Origin of the sequence: Pseudoalteromonas sp. BSi20652 (genome assembly GCF_000239855.1) — a bacterium.
Taxonomy (GTDB): domain Bacteria; phylum Pseudomonadota; class Gammaproteobacteria; order Enterobacterales; family Alteromonadaceae; genus Pseudoalteromonas.
Genome location: NZ_BADT01000012.1, coordinates 1 through 18014 on the forward strand (window position 1 = coordinate 1; position 18014 = coordinate 18014).

The window sequence follows — 18014 nt, forward strand, 5'->3', positions numbered from 1 at the left end:
TCATTTTGTGTATGGGCTGCAGAAAAAAAGACAATAAACCTACCTCAAGATACTGATTATAATAAATATTTAGGTATAGGGGGGGCTCGAAAAAAAATAACTGACCGAGTTGAACTGGTTCGACATGTATTCAGAAGGGCAATTGAGGTTTGGCTTGTGCTCGATCGTGCTTTATATTTGCAGCAGCAAGGCTATCAAGTAAACGTTAAAACGTTTTGTGAGAAGCAATTAACACCACGTAATATATTGATTCTTGCTAATATCAATTAAATTACGTCCTCGACTTAATAAGAGATGCAATGAGAAAGTTAAAAAATTTATTCGAAAATAATAAGCGTTGGGCTGCTCGCACAAGTGAGGCAGATCCTGAGTTTTTTAAAATTTTATCTATGCAACAAAATCCAGAGTATTTATGGATTGGTTGTTCAGACTCTCGTGTGCCTGCAAACCAAATAGTTGATTTACTGCCAGGTGAATTATTTGTACATCGTAACGTTGCTAACGTAGTTGTGCACACTGATCATAACTGTTTGTCGGTTATGCAGTACGCTGTAGAGGTGCTAAAAGTAAAACATATTATGGTGGTAGGCCACTACGGTTGTGGTGGTGTTCAAGCCGTTTTGAGTAATGCTAAATTTGGTTTTATTGATAACTGGTTACGCCATGTGGGTGACGTAAAAGAAAAGCACCTTGAGCAACTAAGTGCTATTGATGAAAAGCAACAACTAAGTCGTTTAATTGAGCTAAATGTTATAGAGCAAGTTCGTAATGTATGTCGTACTAACATTGTTCAAGATGCGTGGGAAAGAGGGCAAGACTTAACTATTCATGGTTGGGTTTATGGGCTTGAAAACGGTCATTTGCATGATTTAGAAGCTGTGGTTACTTGTGCTGAAGAAGAAACAGAAAGCTATAAAAGAGCCGTTCAGCATGTGTTTAAAAAAGCGGGTTGCGAGGTGATTTAGCCTGTGTCAAGAACAGCTGTTATATTAGGTGCCACGGGATTAGTCGGTCGTGCGCTGTTAAAAAAGTTACTTAATAGCTCACATTTTTCTCATGTAGTTACCTTAACTCGTCGTCCTTTACCTATTTCACACAGCAAGCTAACTAATCATATAATTGATTTTGAAAAGCTATCTCAATATGGTGAGTTGTTTAAAGGTGACGTGTTATTTTCATGCTTAGGTACAACACAAAAGCTAGCCGGCTCAGTGAGTGCTCAGCGTAAAGTTGATTTTGATTACCAGTTTATCGCAGCGAAACTGGCTGTTTGTAATGCCGTGCAACATTATTGCTTAGTCTCGTCCAGTGGTGCAAATGCGCAAAGTCGTAGCCCTTATTTAAAAATGAAGGGGGAGCTTGAGCTGCAGATTAAGCTACTTGCTTTTGCACGTATAACTATCCTTCAACCGTCATTACTTTTAGGTGAGCGTGAGCAATTTAGAATGGCAGAAAAAATAGGCAGTGTTATTTTACCTATTATTACACGGCTCCCATTTTTAAGGCGTTATAAGCCCATAACAGGCAAGCAGGTAGCGCAAAAAATGCTAACGGTGAGCATTGAGCAACAAGTTAAATTATCGTACTTTGTTTTAGATGAATTGTTTGAATAACCCATTATGAAAAAGAAAAAGGCAGCCTAAGCTGCCTTTTTAACGATTATGTAAGCGTATTACTCAGCGTCAGTTTTATCTGTAAGTTGTTGCTCAAGTAATGCGACTTTGGCTTCAAGTTCAGTCAACTTTTCGCGAGTACGAATAAGTACTTGGCTTTGTATATCAAATTCTTCACGGCTTACAAAGTCCATCTCAGCAAGCTTATTTTGTAAAACTTGCTTTGTTTTACCTTCAAGCGTCTCTGCTAGGTTTTTTACACCTTGTGGCATATTGCTGGTTATTTGCTTAGCAATCTCTTCAAGTTTTGCTGGGTTGATCATATTTGTTCCCCTTCGATGCTACCTAAAATGATAATAACTAATATTACCTTATACCCATGGTATTTAACACATGATCATCTTTGCCTAATTAATTAAGACAATCGCTATGCTCGCTGTTGTGGTTACGTTAAAATTACGCTCCTTGATGAAATCTCTTTGGTCGTTATGAAACTCAATCCTAAACAAGATGAAGCGGTAAAATATATTAGTGGCCCATGCTTAGTACTCGCAGGTGCTGGTTCTGGTAAAACACGTGTTATTACGAATAAAATCGCTTATTTAGTGAAAAAATGTGAGTACAAAGCGCGAAATATAGCAGCGGTTACCTTTACTAATAAAGCAGCTAAAGAAATGCGTGAGCGTGTATTGCAAACGCTTGGTAAGCAAGACGCTAAAGGGTTATGGGTATCAACGTTTCATACGCTAGGGTTAGAAATAATAAAAAAAGAGCTAAGCACGCTGGGCTTTAAACCTGGTTTCTCGTTATTTGATGACCAAGATACAAACCAATTGCTTGGCGACTTGACCGAAGACGAACTTAAAAAAGACAAAGACTTACTTAAACTATTAAAAATGGAAATTGGTAGCTGGAAAAATGAATTAGTACTGCCAGAGCAAGCAATACGCGAAGCGCGTGATGCGCAAAAGGCGTTGTTTGCACAGCTTTATGCTCGCTATCAAAATCAGCTACGTGCTTATAACGCACTGGATTTCGATGATCTAATTATGATCCCTACCTTATTACTTACTAATAACGCTACTTCCCGTGAGCGCTGGCAGCAACGCTTTAAATATTTGCTGGTGGATGAGTATCAAGATACCAACACGAGCCAATATCAACTTGTTAAACTGCTAGTTGGTGAGCGTGCCCGTTTTACTGTAGTAGGTGATGACGACCAATCAATTTACTCATGGCGTGGTGCGCGCCCGCAAAACTTAGTGTTATTAGGTAAAGATTTTCCTGGGCTACGGTTAATTAAACTTGAGCAAAACTATCGAAGTGCAGGGCGAATATTAAAAGCGGCGAACATTTTGATTGCGAATAATCCTCACGACATCGAGAAAAAACTATTTAGTGAACTTGGTTACGGTGAGCCAATTAAAGTAATAGGCTGTCGTGATGAAGAGCATGAATCTGAGCGCGTAGTTGCCGAAATAATTTCACATAAGTTTATGAAGCGTACTAGTTATAAAGACTACGCTATTTTATATCGTGGTAATCATCAAGCACGTGGCTTTGAAAAATCATTAATGAGTAACCGTATCCCTTATAAAATTAGTGGCGGTATGTCGTTTTTTGCTCGTTCAGAAATTAAAGATATTATGGCGTACTTACGCCTATTAGTTAATCAAGACGATGACAATGCATTTTTACGAATTGTAAATACACCACGTCGCGAAATAGGCACGATCACACTTGAAAAGCTCGGTACGCTCGCTAACGAGAAACACGCGAGCTTGTTTGCTACCTGTTTTGATAACGACTTAGGCTACAGACTAAAAGGGCGCGGCTTTAATGCGCTTTCTGGATTTGCGCGTTGGGTTGTTGAGCTATCAGATAATGCAGTACGTGGTGATACGCTTGAAGCGGTTAAAGACTTAGTGCGTAACATTAATTACGAGGCGTATTTGTACGAGTCATCGCCTAGTGCAAAAGCCGCTGAAATGCGTATGAAAAACGTATCTGAACTGTATAGATGGATCACCGATATGTTGACAGGTGATGCAGATAACGACCCGATGACGTTAGCCGAAGTTGTTAGTAAGCTTACACTGCGCGATATGCTTGAGCGTAATGAGGAAGAAGATGAAACCGATGCTGTGCATTTATCAACGTTGCATGCATCAAAAGGCTTAGAGTATCCATATGTATTTATGGTGGGCATGGAAGAAGGGCTACTTCCGCATCAAGTCAGTATTGATGAAGATAACGTAGATGAAGAACGTCGTTTAGCTTATGTCGGTATTACTCGTGCACAGCAGGAGTTAACGCTTACATATGCAAAAATTCGCCGTCAATTTGGTGAAACATCACAAACTGAGTTAAGTCGATTTGTGCAAGAGTTACCGCAAGATGACCTCGCGTTTGAAAATAAAAAAGCGCCAAACACACAGGCAGAGCGGATGGAAAAAGGACAAGCTAGAGTAGCTAACTTACGCGCTATGTTCAAAAAGTCTGAGTAATGCTTACGCCAGCTAAAATGAATGATTACTAGTTTTGTAGTGACTGAGTTGTTTGTACAATAGAATGCTCAGCGCCATGAAGAGAATGCTGTTTACCAACAAAAAAATTTAATCCGTGCTTATCTAATAAAGCTCTAAAGTTTAATATTGATGGACCTTTGGCAATGACCTTTATAGCTTTGAGCTTGGTAATTGCCAATACACCTTGAAGCTGATAGTCGTAGCTTTCTTGTTGTAAAACTCGTTTACTAAAGGTTGAGCTTAGTAGTAAGTAATCAAAGTTAATATCAGCCAAAAAGTTAAGCTCACATCTATCTTTAGCAAAATTATTAAGCCCAATAGAGTAACCTAGCTGTGGTAATTTTTTAATATTTTCAATTTGTATTGCACATGCATGGCGAATTTCTTGTTCATCAAATAATAAGCACAGTTGGCTTTGTCCTTGTTGCTTGCTAAGAACGTCAGTAAACAAAGTAAATTCATGCAATCCTAGTAATAAGCTTGAGCAGGGTACTAATGCCATTGCTATATTAGCGTTAGTGGCTTTGCTGTAGGCACGTTGTAATAGTTGCAACTCTACCTTTACATGTTGTTCTTTATCGGCTGCAAATTTTTTCAAAATATCAAAACTTGTAAAACCAAGTACTGGGTGTTGACCAAAAGCTTCAAATAACGACTCAGATTGATGTTGTTCATTAAGAGTAATAATTTCTGAGCTTCTAAAGCTCATAGGGAGTACATCCAAATGATGGTGTGTTTGTTGTTCTTGCTCTGGTATTGATTGAGTTAACAAAGGATGAAATAACTCATAACGATTTTTTCCCGAATTTTTAGCGTAATACATAGCTGCATCAGCATCACGAATAATTTCGTCCGTGTTCGTATAATCTAATTTTGAATAGGTTATGCCAATACTTGCGCCACTTTGTAAATAAGCGCCTTTTAAACAAAATGGCATTTTCATTAAATCAATAATGCGATTAGCAATATCTTCTGCTTGCTGTGGCTCAGTTAAATGGGTTAATAATATAACAAACTCATCGCCGCCTAAGCGCGCTAGTAAATCATGATCACGTATACATTGGGCAAATAACTCACCCACATTTATTAAAAATTGATCCCCTGCATGGTGACCTAAATGGTCGTTGATATCTTTAAACTTATCTAAATCAATAAATAACACTGCAAAGTGATTTTCAGGAAAACGTTGATAATGTTGTAGTGTCTTTTCAAGCTGAGTTAAAAAAAGGCTGCGATTAGGTAGGCTGGTTAGTGAGTCGTGGTGTGCGTCATGATATAACTGTTGCTCTATTTTTTTTCGTTCATCTATTTGCATTTGTAAATGCAGATTAGATTGGCGCAACTCTTTAGTTTTTTCGTTTACTCTAAATTCAAGTTCTTGATGGCTTTTTGCAATTGCTTGATTGGCGAGTTTTGTTTGTAAAACAGCCGCAATTTGATGCGATACAAAGGTAATGAGCTCACAATCATCTTGGCTAAAAATATTTTTATTATCGTAAGCCTGGCAAACAATAAGCCCGATCACACCTTGAGCTGTTTTAAGTGGTGCGCCTAACCAGCTAGTCGCCATCTGCTTTTTTTGTACAGGCTGAGCTCGTTGAACTACACCGCTTAGTATTAATTTTTTTGCTCTAGACGGGTGGATAAGCTGTGTTTCTTCGGTGCTTATTACCAGTTCACTATACCCTTTAGCAAAGCGTCTGGGTTGTGTGTTTTCTTGAAATTCATCTACACAATAAGGAAAGCTGATCCAACCAGACTCCTTATCATAAAGTGCAATGTATAAGTTTTCTGCATAGGTAATTGTTTTTATTATTTCATGAATTTTAAAGTAAGCGTCATCAATGTTTTTAGCTTGTGTTGCTATTTCAGATATTTTAAACAGAATTTGCTGGCGTTGAAGTGCGCTTTTGCGTTGATCGATTTCAAGGTTTAGTGCGTCGTTACTTTGAGTGAGTGCGCGGGTACGAATTTTAACTTCTGATTCAAGGAGCTCTCGTTTTTTTACACGCTCTATTGCAGTTGCTAAATAAAGCGACATAAACTCAAGTAATTGTATTTGTTGTGAGTTATAACCTTGTTTTGTATCGTAACTTTGAGCTGCTAATACACCGATAATATTATGTTCTTGGTAAACCGGTACACCAACCCAATGTTCGGCTGGAGTGCCTAATGCTTTAAATAAGCCTTCTGCTGCAGCATCTTGCATTTGCTGCTTGGTAAAACATGTGGTTTTCCCCTGTTTAAATACATAACCAGTAGCGCCTTCATCAAAGTTATTTGAGTGGTTAAGAGCGACAGCAATACCGTCTTTTTCATCTGAAAAGTAAGATAGCTCTAATGATTGACTGCATTGGTTCAATAACACGACATAAAAGCTTTTGCTCGGTACATATTTTTGTAAAATGTCGTGGATAGCGGGATACAATAAGGTTAATTCAGCAACAGTACTTGCTTGCTCTGATAATTGGATCAGGGCATTTTGTAAGTGATGTGATTGTTTGTACTTTTCGAGTAGCGTTTTAAGGCGCTTATTTTGATACGCTAATCTACTCGATGCTAAGAGTTTATCTTCCAATGATTTAACCGGCTATTTTTATTGTATAGTTATTAGCCTCATACTTTCACTTTTAACGGTTAGCGTCAAGTTGATATTCTTATTAAAACAATCACTAAAGCATTATTTTGGCACTAAAAAAGGACTTACCTAAGTAAACCTTTTTTGTGTATTTTTATGGTGATTATTTAGATGTCATGAAGTCGATAGCAGCACTAATTTCATCATCAGAACAATCCATACATGTACCTTTTGGAGGCATTGCATTAAAGCCATTTATTGCATGGCTCAGTAAAATGTCTTTACCTTTTGCTATACGTGGAGCCCAGTCGTCAACTGATTTAGGCGCACCTAATGCGCCAGTACCGTGACATGCAAAACAGGCACCTTGATACACTTGCTCGCCAGAACGTGGACCTGTAGGCGCTGCTGCAACAGCGGCTTTATCGCCTTCAAAGTATACAGCACCAACCGGCGCGAGGCGTTTTTTTATTGCATCTTCAGTCATAGAATTATCATATGGCTGTGCGTATGCGGTTGTTGCTAACACTAATAGTGCTGCAGCTGTTAATTTTTTCATTTTGCCTTGCTCACTTCGATTTGAACGTGATCAATCACGATATAGATGACGGAAATTAAAACGATTATAACTCTCTAGCGCAATTTATAAAATGCTAAGAGGCGTTTTTATTAATAAAACTGACTACTTTTTGCGTTAACGCAATAAAACTTAATAATTTACAGGTTTTTATTAAGCAATTTGATACGCGAAATAGGTTGTAATATCAACTTTGCGGATCCTAATATTAAATCAGTTTATTGTTAGTACGCTACTAACGAGTTTTGCGATCCCTGCATCAGCCTCAAGAATAGATTCTGCCAACATGTAAGCAGGGGTAGTAACTAGCTTATTTGGTTCATCGATAACTACACCGTCTACCGCGCAATTAATATGTTTAGCGCCTAATGCATTTAGTGCTTTTGCTGTCTCTGCATCATTACCAATAGTAACTACGGCATTATCATAAATGAATGGGATCAATGCGGGTGCAATACACATATAACCTGCGGGTTTACTTGCTTTTGCGAATGCTTTACACGCATAAAGTACGTCTTCATTAATATTTGCTTGCGCGCCTTTAATTGCAAAGTCGCATAAGTTTTTTGCGGCGCCAAAACCGCCTGGGACTATTAACGCGTCAAACTGAGTTATATCTAGTTCAACCAGTGGCTTTATGTTGCCTCGTGCAATACGCGCCGCCTCAGTTAATACATTTCGTTTATCAGGCATTACTTCACCTGTTAAATGGTTAATAGTATGAAGTTGTTCAATATCTGGTGCAAAACACTGACACGTTGCGCCATTTTTTGCTATATGTAGCAAAGTTAAAATTGCTTCATTAATTTCACTACCATCGTACACACCGCTACCCGCTAAAATTACAGCTACGTTTTTCATGCTTTTGTGCCTTTGAATTAAGTTTATTAAGCCTATAGTTTGAAGTTTACCACGGACGAAATTATTCATTAAAATAAATTTTTAGTACGATAATTGTGCGCTAAGTAAGTTGTAATGCGGTTTATGCCATTTGCGATCACTTTGCCTTTAAAAAAATTATAAAGGATCGCTATGATCTTCGATCCATTGTGCTAGAATACTCCTCCGGTTATTTAAATGGACGCGAATAATCAAAGTGAATAACAACAGAAGCAGTCGTTATAAAACCTTTTTCCACATTGGTTTAAAATAATAAAAAAAGAACCTCGTATTATCTTTTTTAAATTAAAACATACAGTTAAAGTATTTTCTAGGCATTTTATAATGCTTTGGAAGTATAGCTTGTGGCTGTTATCTACACACTTATCCACAGCTTGCTCTAGTTTTAATAACACGATAAGCAGTAATTCACAGTCGTTTTATTTACTACCTTATGGCATGCTTATAATTACCTTAATTTTTTGCATTTAGGATCCAAATTCACCATGGCTCAGATCCCCGAAAACCCACTTATTTTAGTTGATGGCTCGTCATATTTATTTCGTGCTTATCATTCTCCGCCGCATTTAACTAATTCTAAAGGTGAGGCTACGGGCGCTATTTATGGCGTGATCAACATGCTTAAAAGCTTGATCAGACAATACGATCCCTCACACATGGTGGTTATATTTGATGCTAAAGGCAAAACGTTCCGTAACGATATGTATAGCGAATATAAGGCAAATCGTCCGCCAATGCCGGATGACTTACGCACTCAAATAGCACCAATACACAGTATTATCAAAGCGATGGGTTTTCCGCTAATTAGTATCGAAGGCGTTGAAGCCGATGATGTTATTGGCACATTTGCACGCATAGCATCAGAGCAAAAGCGACATGTACTCGTCTCTACGGGTGATAAAGATATGGCGCAACTTGTTAATGAACACGTTACGCTAATCAACACGATGACCGACAGTATTTCAGATCCCGTTACCGTGGTTGAAAAGTTTGGTGTAGGCCCCGAGCTTATTATTGATTACTTAGCATTAATGGGCGATAAGGTCGATAATATCCCAGGTGTTGAAGGCTGTGGTCCTAAAACTGCGGTTAAATGGTTAGAAAAATACGGTTCTCTTCAAGGCGTAATGGATCACGCCAGTGAGATTAAAGGCAAAATAGGTGAAAAGTTAGCTGCAGCCCTTGATCATCTGCCTTTAAGCTACGAACTTGCGACAATTAAGTGTGATGTTGAAGTTGAATCTGATCTTGATACATTCAAACTTCAAGAGCCTAACAAAGACGAATTAATTGCATTATATGGTGAGTGCGAATTCCGTCGTTGGTTAGCTGAATTACTTGATAATCCTAAAGATGCTGATACACATTTAGCAGTACCTACCGAAGCCACTGAATTACCAAAAGTAGAAGATGCTCATTACGAAACTATTTTAACCGAAACGCAGTTTGATACGCTAATAGAGCAATTAAATAGTGCTGAGTTATTTGCATTTGATACAGAAACAACCAGCCTTGATTATATGAAAGCGCAATTAGTGGGTATGAGCTTTGCCGTAAAAGCGGGTGAAGCTGTGTATTTACCGGTAGCGCATGACTACCCGGGTGCGCCTGAGCAATTAAGCCTTGAATTTGTAATGCAAAAGCTAGGTCCAATTTTGGCAGATGAAAACAAAGCTAAAGTAGGGCAAAACCTTAAATATGACAAAAGCGTATTAGCGAATGCAGGCTTTGCGCTAAATGGTATTAAGTTTGACACTATGCTTGAGTCGTATGTATTTAATAGTGTAGGCACGCGCCACGATATGGACTCGCTAGCACTTAAATACTTAGGCCATAAAAATATTAGCTTTGAAGATATTGCTGGCAAAGGTAAAAAGCAACTCACCTTTAACCAAATTGAACTAGAAAAAGCAGCGCCTTACGCTGCAGAAGATGCCGATATTACTTTGCGTTTACACGAAGTGCTTTGGCCAAAAATAGCAGCTGATGAAAAGTTAAAATCGGTATTTGAAGATATAGAAATGCCACTTATTAGTGTGATTTCTGATATTGAACGCACCGGTGTTGCGATAGATAGCAATATGCTTGGAGCGCATAGCATGCGTTTAGGCGAGCGTTTAATTGAGCTTGAAAAAGAAGCGTTTGAAATAGCAGGCGAACCATTTAACTTAAGTTCTCCAAAACAGCTACAAGTACTGTTGTTTGAAAAGCTTGGGCTGCCTATTATCAAAAAAACGCCTAAAGGTGCACCTTCTACCGCAGAAGAAGTACTGCAAGAGCTTGCTCATGATTATCCGCTACCTAAAGTAATTATAGAGCATCGTGGTTTATCAAAGCTTAAATCAACTTACACCGATAAATTACCATTAATGGTGAATGAGAAAACCCAGCGTGTACATACGTCTTATCATCAGGCAATTACAGCTACGGGGCGCTTGAGTTCAACCGATCCTAATTTACAAAATATTCCTATTCGTTCAGAGGAAGGACGCCGTATTCGTGAAGCGTTTATAGCTGCAGATGGTTATAAAATTGTCGCTGCCGATTACAGCCAAATTGAGTTGCGTATTATGGCGCATCTTTCACAAGACAAAGGTTTATTAAATGCATTTGCTAACGGCTTAGATGTACATAGTGCAACTGCCGCTGAAGTATTTGGTGTAGAGCTTGATGATGTAACTACCGATATGCGCCGTAAGGCGAAAGCAGTAAACTTTGGCTTAATTTACGGTATGTCAGCATTTGGTTTAGCACGTCAACTAGATGTGCCACGCCATGAAGCACAGCATTACATAGATAAATACTTTGAGCGTTTTCCAGGTGTATTAGAGTACATGGAAACAACACGCGAAAAAGCAGCTGAAAATGGCTACGTTGAAACAATATTTGGTCGTCGCTTGCATTTACCAGAAATAAACGCACGTAATGGGGCGCGCAGAAAAGGAGCCGAACGCGCTGCTATAAACGCACCAATGCAAGGTACTGCCGCCGATATTATTAAAAAAGCAATGCTGAGTGTTAACCGCTGGGTACACGAGCAAGCGCCAAATACGATTAAGCTACTTATGCAAGTGCACGATGAATTAGTATTTGAAATCAAAACAGACTGCGCACCACAATACACAAAACACATTTGTGAATTGATGTCGCAAGCTGCTGCGCTAGATGTACCACTTATAGTTGAAGCTGATGAAGGCGACAACTGGGAACAAGCCCATTAATGCAATTTGAGCATTTTAATTAAAGCGCCTTTTGGCGCTTTTTTTATGTTTAATAAAAAGGGCGAATAACAGCTATTTAATTAGCTATATGCAAGCTTTAGTTAAAATAAGGTTAATTTAAGCAACTATTTGTATTAAATAGTTATATGTTCGTCAATTCGAGCTGTTTTACAGGAATATGATTGTATTTTAATGCGTGCTTTTGTTAAAGTCCCGCCTGTCCTATCCTGTAGGACATCCTGTTGATGATGCATCTGAAAGGGTGCAACAAATTGATAGCTTCTCCCCAGTTTGCTATACCGGCCTACCAACTTGTTTGGTGGGCCGTTTTTTGTTTTACGCCTAAAAATCCTATCTAATTAATTCTTTTTTGCGCTATACCCATTGTATTATTCATTCGTCACTTCGAGGTGGTTTGGGTACATCGCAGGTGATACCATCGATGTGATATTATTTTTATTCTTTTCATTTTATTACTAAGGAGTGCGTTATGTTTAAAGCATTAGCTATTGCAGGTTTTTCTTTATCAAGTTTAGTTATTTCTAATGTTGCTCAGGCCAATTGGCAGCTAGTGAATGATAAAAGCCAACTAAGCTTTGTTTCAATTAAAAAAGATTCGATTGCTGAAGCTCACCATTTTACTAACCTTGAAGGTATGCTTTCTGATAAAGGTGAGTTTAGCGTTAATGTTGATTTAACATCAGCCGAAACTCTAATCCCTATTCGTAATGAGCGTTTAGCTACATTTTTATTCGAAGCGGCTAAATTCCCCAATGCTGTTTTAACTGCAAATTTAACTAAAGAACTGAGTAATCTTAAAATGCCTGGTCAATACATATTGAAGGGTATTAAAGCTGAGCTTGATTTTCATGGTAATAAAAAACCATTGGCAATTGATGTACTCGTTAACAGCACGCAAAGTGGTGATTTAACGGTATCATCATTAACACCTATTATTATTAATAGTGATGATTTTGGTGTAACCGAAGGCGTTAAAAAGCTGCAAGAGTTAGCGGGCTTACCTTCAATTGCAACAGCAGTACCTGTTACATTTGCAATTACACTTAAAAAACAGTGATTTCTTTAAGTGAGCTTAGTAAGCAATTAAGCGAGCCAAGCAAACCTTTTGATAGTTGGCAGCCAATTCACTGTGGGGAATTGCCAATTGTCATTAATCATGAGGGGAAGTGGTTTTACGATGGCAGCGAAATAACACGCCCGGCCATGGTGAAGCTGTTTTCTTCTGTATTGTGTAAAGAAGGTAAGCAATTTTATTTAAAAACACCTGTCGAAAAAATAACAATAACGGTTGATGATGCGCCGTTTATTATTGTTGATTGGCGGTTTGACAATACAGTGCAAGGGCAAGTGTTGTGTTGTATTGATAATTTAGCTAGGCAGTGGCTGGTGAGCGCTCAGCAGCCTTTGTATATAAAAGACTATAAAGGGTCAAAAGTACCTTATTTAAAGCTACCTTATGGCTGTAGTGCGCGAGTTTCACGCAGTGTATTTTATCAGTGGGCTGAAAAAGCCGAGTCTGATAAGCTCGGCTATTTTATTAAATCTGCCAAAAAGCAGTTTTACTTATCCTAACAAACCCAGAGCTTAAGCTTCTGGGTTAGTTTCGTCAGTGACTACTTCATCAGTAGGTGGTACAGCAATAACAGGACCTAAAAACCATTCATCTAGCTTTTTAGCTACTTCTGGTAAACCCGTGCCTTTTAATGATGAAAATGCATGAACTGTAATATCCCCATCAAGCGTGCTTAATTCACGACGAACTTGCAGTACTTGTGATTTACGAGGGCCTTGCTTTAATTTATCGGCTTTAGTTAATAGTGCCAATACGGGAATTTCACTACCAATAGCCCAATTAATTAAATCGCGGTCTAAATCTTTTAATGGATGACGAATATCCATTAAAATAACAATCCCTTTTAAGCTTTGACGCTTTTGTAGGTATTCGCCTAGCGATTTTTGCCATTTCTTTTTCATTTCGATTGGTACTTTAGCAAAGCCATAGCCTGGTAAATCGATAAGGCGCATATCGTCAACATCAGCTAAATCGAATGTATTGATTAGCTGAGTACGTCCAGGTGTTTTACTTGTACGTGCTAGCTTCTGATCGGTTAATGCATTTAATGCACTCGACTTACCTGCATTGGAGCGACCGGCAAACGCAACTTCAATTCCCGTATCAGCAGGTAATTTAGTAATGTCGGGAGCGCTTGTTACGAAAGACGCAGTATTATATTTGATACGAGATTTGAGCACAGGCTCTCCTAAAACTTAAAAAAATAACATTGAGTAAACCAAATTCACTCAGGGCGCGTATTTTATACTATAAAGGATGTATTAAAAAGCGTATTTAAACACCTAAAAACAGTACCTATGGTACATTGGAAGCACGCTAAAGCTTAATCTAAGTCAAAACCCTGTAAATTATAAGCTTAATATGTGTAGAAAACGTGCCAGAGAATTTATTATCGTGTAGAATATATTTATTACAGCATCACGATTGTAGATGATCCAGGGTCGAAAACAGAGAATTCACCATGAAAAAAATAGCACTATCTTTAACAATATTGCTTGGTGCGTTGTCAGCAAACAACGCAACAGCATTTGATGGCGATGTAAACGCAGGTAAAGAAAAATCAGCAACGTGTGCGGCTTGTCACGGCCCAGACGGTAATGCGCCGGTTAATATTTACCCTAAGATTGCAGGTCAACATCCAGATTATATTCTTAAACAACTTAAGGATTTAAAATTAGGCATGACGTCAGGCGGCAAAGAAGGCCGTATGGATCCGGTAATGAGCGCTATGGCTATGCCACTGAGTGAGCAAGACATGAAAGATCTAGCTGCTTACTTTTCTTCAATGAACATGACTGAGGGTACTACACCTAAAGATTCTGTTGAAGTTGGAGAGATGTTATTTAAGGCGGGCGACGCTGAGCGTGGAATTCCGTCATGTGCTGCATGCCATGGTCCACGTGGTAATGGTTCGTCACTTGCGAAGTTTCCAAAAATTTCTTTTCAACATCCAGCATATATCAAGTCACAACTTGAAAAATTCCGTAATGGTACGCGCCATAATGATTTAAACGGTATGATGGGCGATATAGCGAAGAAATTAACAGACAAAGACATTGAAGTACTTTCTCAGTACTTAGGTGGCTTACACTAAAGTCTTATTTATTAATTTTTGATTAATAAATATAATGAAATGTGTATAAAAAGCAGCTTAGGCTGCTTTTTTTGTGTCTAAAATTAGCGACATTGCCTCTAATCTTGTGAGATATTGACCATACTTAAGTGTAAGTAAAGTCTTATTTTAAATATTTAATATTAATTAAGTTGTTGTTATTATTGTGAACTTCTATTTGCGTATATGTGTTGCAGAAGAAAAAAAATATAAATTAGTTGTAACAAAATTATTAACGAGTAGATTAACACCTGTCGCAAAAAACAATAATAAAATGGAAAAAGCTATAAGGAAAGTAGCGCGGCACGACTACATAGCACATGTTTTGTGCTACTAAAGGAAATACTACAAAAGCGTCAGGAAGACCGAAAATAATAAAAAACTCATGGAAGTTTAATAATAAAAACAAAATGGAATGTAACAAGGAACGTAAAAATAATAACAATATGGACTGATAATAATAAAAATAATAAAGACTAAAAAAGTCGAAGGGAGAAGTGTCCAGATAATGGCGCTCAGATTAATAGGCGGTAGAGATGTTTTCTCTACCGCCTTTTTATTTGTCCTGTTACAATACCCCCCGTTTAATCACTAGCAGTAAGCTAGTCTATGCGCTATGAAACAGAGAAGCCCAACCTCTGAAGTGCTAACTGAATTCTTCTGGCTATGCCAGCATTGCGATGCCCATTTATTTGCGCCTCGCTCAAAACCTCTTAAGTGAGATGATCAAGATATGAGTAGAACAAAAAAGTCACGCAAAAGCCCATCAAATGGGCCAGTACGTTTAAGTCAAGATAAGCTTAAAGAGATGCGCGCATTAAAAGAGCAACGGGTTAAAAAAACCAAAGGCGCTAAACCAGGTTCTCGTAATGCACCAGATTTACTAGATAGCGAAATCCAAAATTCACAGTCTGGTTCTAGAGATAAACGCATTGGTAGTAAAAAACCAGTGCCTTTAATTGCAACTGCTGCTGAACCAAAAGTAGAAATGAAACGTAATTTAAAGCCAACCATTGAACTTAAAAAAGTTGTGCAACCAGAGTTTACGCCAGAGCAAGAGCTTGAAGCACTTGAAAATGACGTACGTTTACTTAAGTTAGTCGAGCGTCATGAAGGCGGTGAGCTACTAACAGGTAAAGATGCTAAGTACTTTAATAGTCGCATTGCACGTCATCAAGTTTTATGTGAGTTGTTAGGCCTTGAAGATGAAGATGAGCCAGAGATTGAAGATGATTTTAGTGATGAAGATAATTCAAATTCAGACTTTGACCAGTATTTATCAAATGATCTAGCAAATGAATGGCTAGATGATGAAGAAGACAAGTAATTAAGGGTAATTAATGAGTACTGCGGTAATTTTAGCCTTGTTTTTAGGCGCTGCTATTATAGCTGGCTTGGCATTTTATGCCGGTCAGTTGTTGTATAAGTTAAATGCGCAAAAAAAGTTAATTGCTAAAAGGCAAGTTGAGCAAAAGAAAAAACTTGAAAAGTCGCGTTTAGAGCGAAATGCAAAGCTAGCCGACAGTATTCATTTAATTGCGCGTGCAATGAATGAAGAGCAGTGTGAGTTTTCTGAAGGCTGTTTACGTATTTGGGTACTTATGTCTCAATATGGCTTTGAGAGCGAGCGTGATTTAACAACACATTTCCCTGGTATTTATAAAATGTACCAAGTAGTTAAAGAAATGCCGACGCATGATGCTCGTAAAAAATACTCTAAAAAAGAGATTTTTAAGCTAGATAAGGCTCGCTGGCAAGCTGAAAAAACACTTAAAGATGAAGTTAAAGCCGATTGCGCTAAAATTATCATCGAGTTTAAAGCCGCTCCAGGTAGCGATAAAGTCGTTTTTAATTAAAGCGACAACTCAAATACAAAAAGCAGACCTAGGTCTGCTTTTTTGTGCCGATGTATTTATTACCCAGAGTTCAGGCTAAATCACTCTTGAAAAGCGCGTTGCGTTAATTTGTTTTTGTAAATGAGCGTCAAAGCACATACAAATAATACGAATGAATAAGTTACCGCGTGGTGTTACGCTTATTTTATGCTCAGTTATCGTCAGTAACTCATCTTTAATGAGCGGTGCAAGAGCAATTAACGCATCCTCAAAGTAGCTATTAAATATAAGCGCATGCTTTTCGCTAAAGTCTTGTATATCTAATTCAAACTGGCAAATGAGCTGTTTAATTGCATCAGCACGAATTACATCATCATGTGTTAAGTGCATTCCTTTACTAAGAGCACAGCCACTTTGTGTTTCTACGCTGTGGTAATAATGTTTTAATTCTTTTTGATTTTGTAAAATAGCGGTGCCAATCTGCGAAATCGATGACACGCCCAAACCTAATAAATCACAATTTCCATGGGTTGTGTAACCCTGAAAGTTACGATGTAACTTGCCTTCATTTTGCGCAAGAGCTAGTTCATTATCAGTTTTTGCAAAATGGTCCATACCAATAAATTGATAGCCTGCTTGCGTCATCTGCTCCAGCGTATTTTTAAACATGGTGAGCTTATTATGTGCACTGGGTAAATCTGCATCTTTAATCTTACGCTGTGCGGCAAAGCGCTCAGGTAAATGCGCATAGTTAAACACTGATACTCGATCAGGGCTAAGCTCAATAAGTTGCTCAATAGTTTGTTTAAAGCTTTGTGGTGTTTGCAGTGGTAGTCCGTAAATCATATCTGCATTAATAGATTGAAACCCCAACTGGCGAGCTTGTGTAATTAATTGCTTAACCGTATCTGCATTTTGCGGGCGATTAACAGCAAGTTGCACGTCGTCGTTAAAGTCCTGAATACCAAATGAGACACGATTAAAGCCAAGCATTCTTAAATCAACAAGCATATTATCGGCAAGAGAGCGTGGGTCTATTTCAATACCGCGCTCTGTGGTGCTTGTAAAATTAAAGTGCTGCTCTAAAAGCTTAATTAGACGGGTCATTTGTTTTGCGGTTAAAAAGGTGGGAGTACCACCACCCAAGTGTAATTGCTCAACCGTGTAGCTTTTAAATAAAGGCGCTTGGGCAGTAATTTCTTTTGCTAAAAAGTCGAGATAGGCATCTGCCTTAGATTGATGGCGGGTAATTATTTTATTACAACCACAGTAGTAACAAAGCTGGCTACAAAACGGGATATGAATATATAGAGAAAGTGAACGACTCGTTGATGATTCTACAGCGCTTATTAAGTCTTGTTGCTGGTACCCGTCACGCAGTGATAGAGCTGTGGGATACGAGGTATAACGCGGGCCAGACACATTATATTTGTTTATTAGAGTTTGATCCCATTGTGGAAGTTTAATCATCACGCGCACCTAAGTATTTATTTAGGGGGTGATTATAAAAAAGTACGCAGTGAGGCGGTTTGATCTATAACAAAAAAAGGTGCCGA

The 18014-nt window shown here is 38.3% G+C and carries 15 protein-coding genes and 1 pseudogene; 10 read left to right on the top strand and 6 right to left on the bottom strand.

Translation table 11 applies throughout. From position 1 onward, the window contains the following. From P20652_RS17190 to P20652_RS16200, 3 genes and pseudogenes are all read left to right on the top strand, one after another. A pseudogene (locus P20652_RS17190) lies at positions 1–270 on the top strand (methyltransferase); the annotation flags it as partial. 29 nt (positions 271–299) lie between these two features. Then, on the top strand, positions 300–965 hold the full coding sequence (gene can / locus P20652_RS16205; protein ID WP_008165577.1) for a carbonate dehydratase: 666 nt from the start codon (positions 300–302) through the stop codon (positions 963–965). 3 nt (positions 966–968) lie between these two features. Next, the gene (locus P20652_RS16200) at positions 969–1613 is read left to right on the top strand and encodes an NAD(P)H-binding protein (protein WP_008165578.1); all 645 of its coding nucleotides are present in this window, start codon (positions 969–971) and stop codon (positions 1611–1613) included. A 59-nt stretch (positions 1614–1672) separates the two neighbouring features. Here P20652_RS16200 and P20652_RS16195 read toward each other — a convergent pair whose 3' ends face one another. Further along, positions 1673–1936, bottom strand: a complete 264-nt coding sequence (locus tag P20652_RS16195; RefSeq protein ID WP_008165579.1) for an accessory factor UbiK family protein — start codon at positions 1934–1936, stop codon at positions 1673–1675. A 165-nt stretch (positions 1937–2101) separates the two neighbouring features. Here P20652_RS16195 and rep point away from each other — a divergent pair, with 165 nt between their 5' ends. Continuing rightward, positions 2102–4120: a DNA helicase Rep gene (gene rep / locus P20652_RS16190; protein WP_008165580.1), complete on the top strand. Its 2019-nt coding sequence runs from the start codon at positions 2102–2104 to the stop codon at positions 4118–4120. Between the two features lie 28 nt (positions 4121–4148). Here rep and P20652_RS16185 read toward each other — a convergent pair whose 3' ends face one another. The 3 genes from P20652_RS16185 to elbB all read right to left on the bottom strand — a co-directional run bounded on the left by P20652_RS16185 (position 4149) and on the right by elbB (position 8157). After that, complete coding sequence (locus tag P20652_RS16185; protein WP_008165581.1) at positions 4149–6719, bottom strand: diguanylate cyclase domain-containing protein; 2571 nt, start codon at positions 6717–6719, stop codon at positions 4149–4151. Positions 6720–6882: 163 nt separating this feature from the next. Beyond that, complete coding sequence (locus P20652_RS16180) at positions 6883–7278, bottom strand: cytochrome c5 family protein (RefSeq protein WP_008165582.1); 396 nt, start codon at positions 7276–7278, stop codon at positions 6883–6885. A gap of 231 nt (positions 7279–7509) precedes the next feature. Beyond that, positions 7510–8157 (bottom strand): isoprenoid biosynthesis glyoxalase ElbB, encoded by a 648-nt coding sequence (gene elbB / locus P20652_RS16175; protein ID WP_008165584.1) that lies wholly within the window; start codon positions 8155–8157, stop codon positions 7510–7512. A 524-nt stretch (positions 8158–8681) separates the two neighbouring features. Here elbB and polA point away from each other — a divergent pair. The 3 genes from polA to P20652_RS16160 all read left to right on the top strand — a co-directional run bounded on the left by polA (position 8682) and on the right by P20652_RS16160 (position 13010). Next, positions 8682–11417 (top strand): DNA polymerase I, encoded by a 2736-nt coding sequence (gene polA, locus P20652_RS16170; protein ID WP_008165586.1) that lies wholly within the window; start codon positions 8682–8684, stop codon positions 11415–11417. A 490-nt stretch (positions 11418–11907) separates the two neighbouring features. Further along, a complete protein-coding gene (locus P20652_RS16165) occupies positions 11908–12495 on the top strand; it encodes a YceI family protein (RefSeq protein WP_008165588.1) in 588 nt (195 codons plus the stop codon). Then, complete coding sequence (locus P20652_RS16160; RefSeq protein ID WP_008165589.1) at positions 12492–13010, top strand: DUF1285 domain-containing protein; 519 nt, start codon at positions 12492–12494, stop codon at positions 13008–13010. Before P20652_RS16165 ends, P20652_RS16160 begins: the two co-directional genes overlap by 4 nt. Before the next feature lie 12 nt (positions 13011–13022). Here P20652_RS16160 and yihA read toward each other — a convergent pair whose 3' ends face one another. Further along, entirely contained in the window at positions 13023–13691 is a 669-nt protein-coding gene (gene yihA, locus P20652_RS16155) for a ribosome biogenesis GTP-binding protein YihA/YsxC (RefSeq protein WP_008165591.1), read from the bottom strand. Between the two features lie 281 nt (positions 13692–13972). Here yihA and P20652_RS16150 point away from each other — a divergent pair, with 281 nt between their 5' ends. From P20652_RS16150 to P20652_RS16140, 3 genes are all read left to right on the top strand, one after another. Further along, the gene (locus P20652_RS16150) at positions 13973–14605 is read left to right on the top strand and encodes a cytochrome c (RefSeq protein WP_008165593.1); all 633 of its coding nucleotides are present in this window, start codon (positions 13973–13975) and stop codon (positions 14603–14605) included. 751 nt (positions 14606–15356) lie between these two features. Beyond that, positions 15357–15950 (top strand): Der GTPase-activating protein YihI, encoded by a 594-nt coding sequence (yihI, locus tag P20652_RS16145; RefSeq protein WP_008165594.1) that lies wholly within the window; start codon positions 15357–15359, stop codon positions 15948–15950. A gap of 13 nt (positions 15951–15963) precedes the next feature. Next, on the top strand, positions 15964–16479 hold the full coding sequence (locus P20652_RS16140; RefSeq protein ID WP_008165595.1) for a DUF2489 domain-containing protein: 516 nt from the start codon (positions 15964–15966) through the stop codon (positions 16477–16479). A 75-nt stretch (positions 16480–16554) separates the two neighbouring features. Here P20652_RS16140 and hemN read toward each other — a convergent pair whose 3' ends face one another. Then, complete coding sequence (gene hemN / locus P20652_RS16135) at positions 16555–17928, bottom strand: oxygen-independent coproporphyrinogen III oxidase (RefSeq protein WP_008165597.1); 1374 nt, start codon at positions 17926–17928, stop codon at positions 16555–16557. Positions 17929–18014 lie beyond the last annotated feature (86 nt).

Bases quoted from the DNA above. Each gene is read 5' to 3' on its own strand.
- can (WP_008165577.1), top strand. From the start codon at position 300: ATGAGAAAGTTAAAAAATTTATTCGAAAATAATAAGCGTTGGGCTGCT.
- P20652_RS16195 (WP_008165579.1), bottom strand. From the start codon at position 1,936: ATGATCAACCCAGCAAAACTTGAAGAGATTGCTAAGCAAATAACCAGC.
- rep (WP_008165580.1), top strand. From the start codon at position 2,102: ATGAAACTCAATCCTAAACAAGATGAAGCGGTAAAATATATTAGTGGC.
- P20652_RS16180 (WP_008165582.1), bottom strand. From the start codon at position 7,278: ATGAAAAAATTAACAGCTGCAGCACTATTAGTGTTAGCAACAACCGCA.
- elbB (WP_008165584.1), bottom strand. From the start codon at position 8,157: ATGAAAAACGTAGCTGTAATTTTAGCGGGTAGCGGTGTGTACGATGGT.
- polA (WP_008165586.1), top strand. From the start codon at position 8,682: ATGGCTCAGATCCCCGAAAACCCACTTATTTTAGTTGATGGCTCGTCA.
- P20652_RS16165 (WP_008165588.1), top strand. From the start codon at position 11,908: ATGTTTAAAGCATTAGCTATTGCAGGTTTTTCTTTATCAAGTTTAGTT.
- P20652_RS16150 (WP_008165593.1), top strand. From the start codon at position 13,973: ATGAAAAAAATAGCACTATCTTTAACAATATTGCTTGGTGCGTTGTCA.
- yihI (WP_008165594.1), top strand. From the start codon at position 15,357: ATGAGTAGAACAAAAAAGTCACGCAAAAGCCCATCAAATGGGCCAGTA.
- P20652_RS16140 (WP_008165595.1), top strand. From the start codon at position 15,964: ATGAGTACTGCGGTAATTTTAGCCTTGTTTTTAGGCGCTGCTATTATA.
- hemN (WP_008165597.1), bottom strand. From the start codon at position 17,928: ATGATTAAACTTCCACAATGGGATCAAACTCTAATAAACAAATATAAT.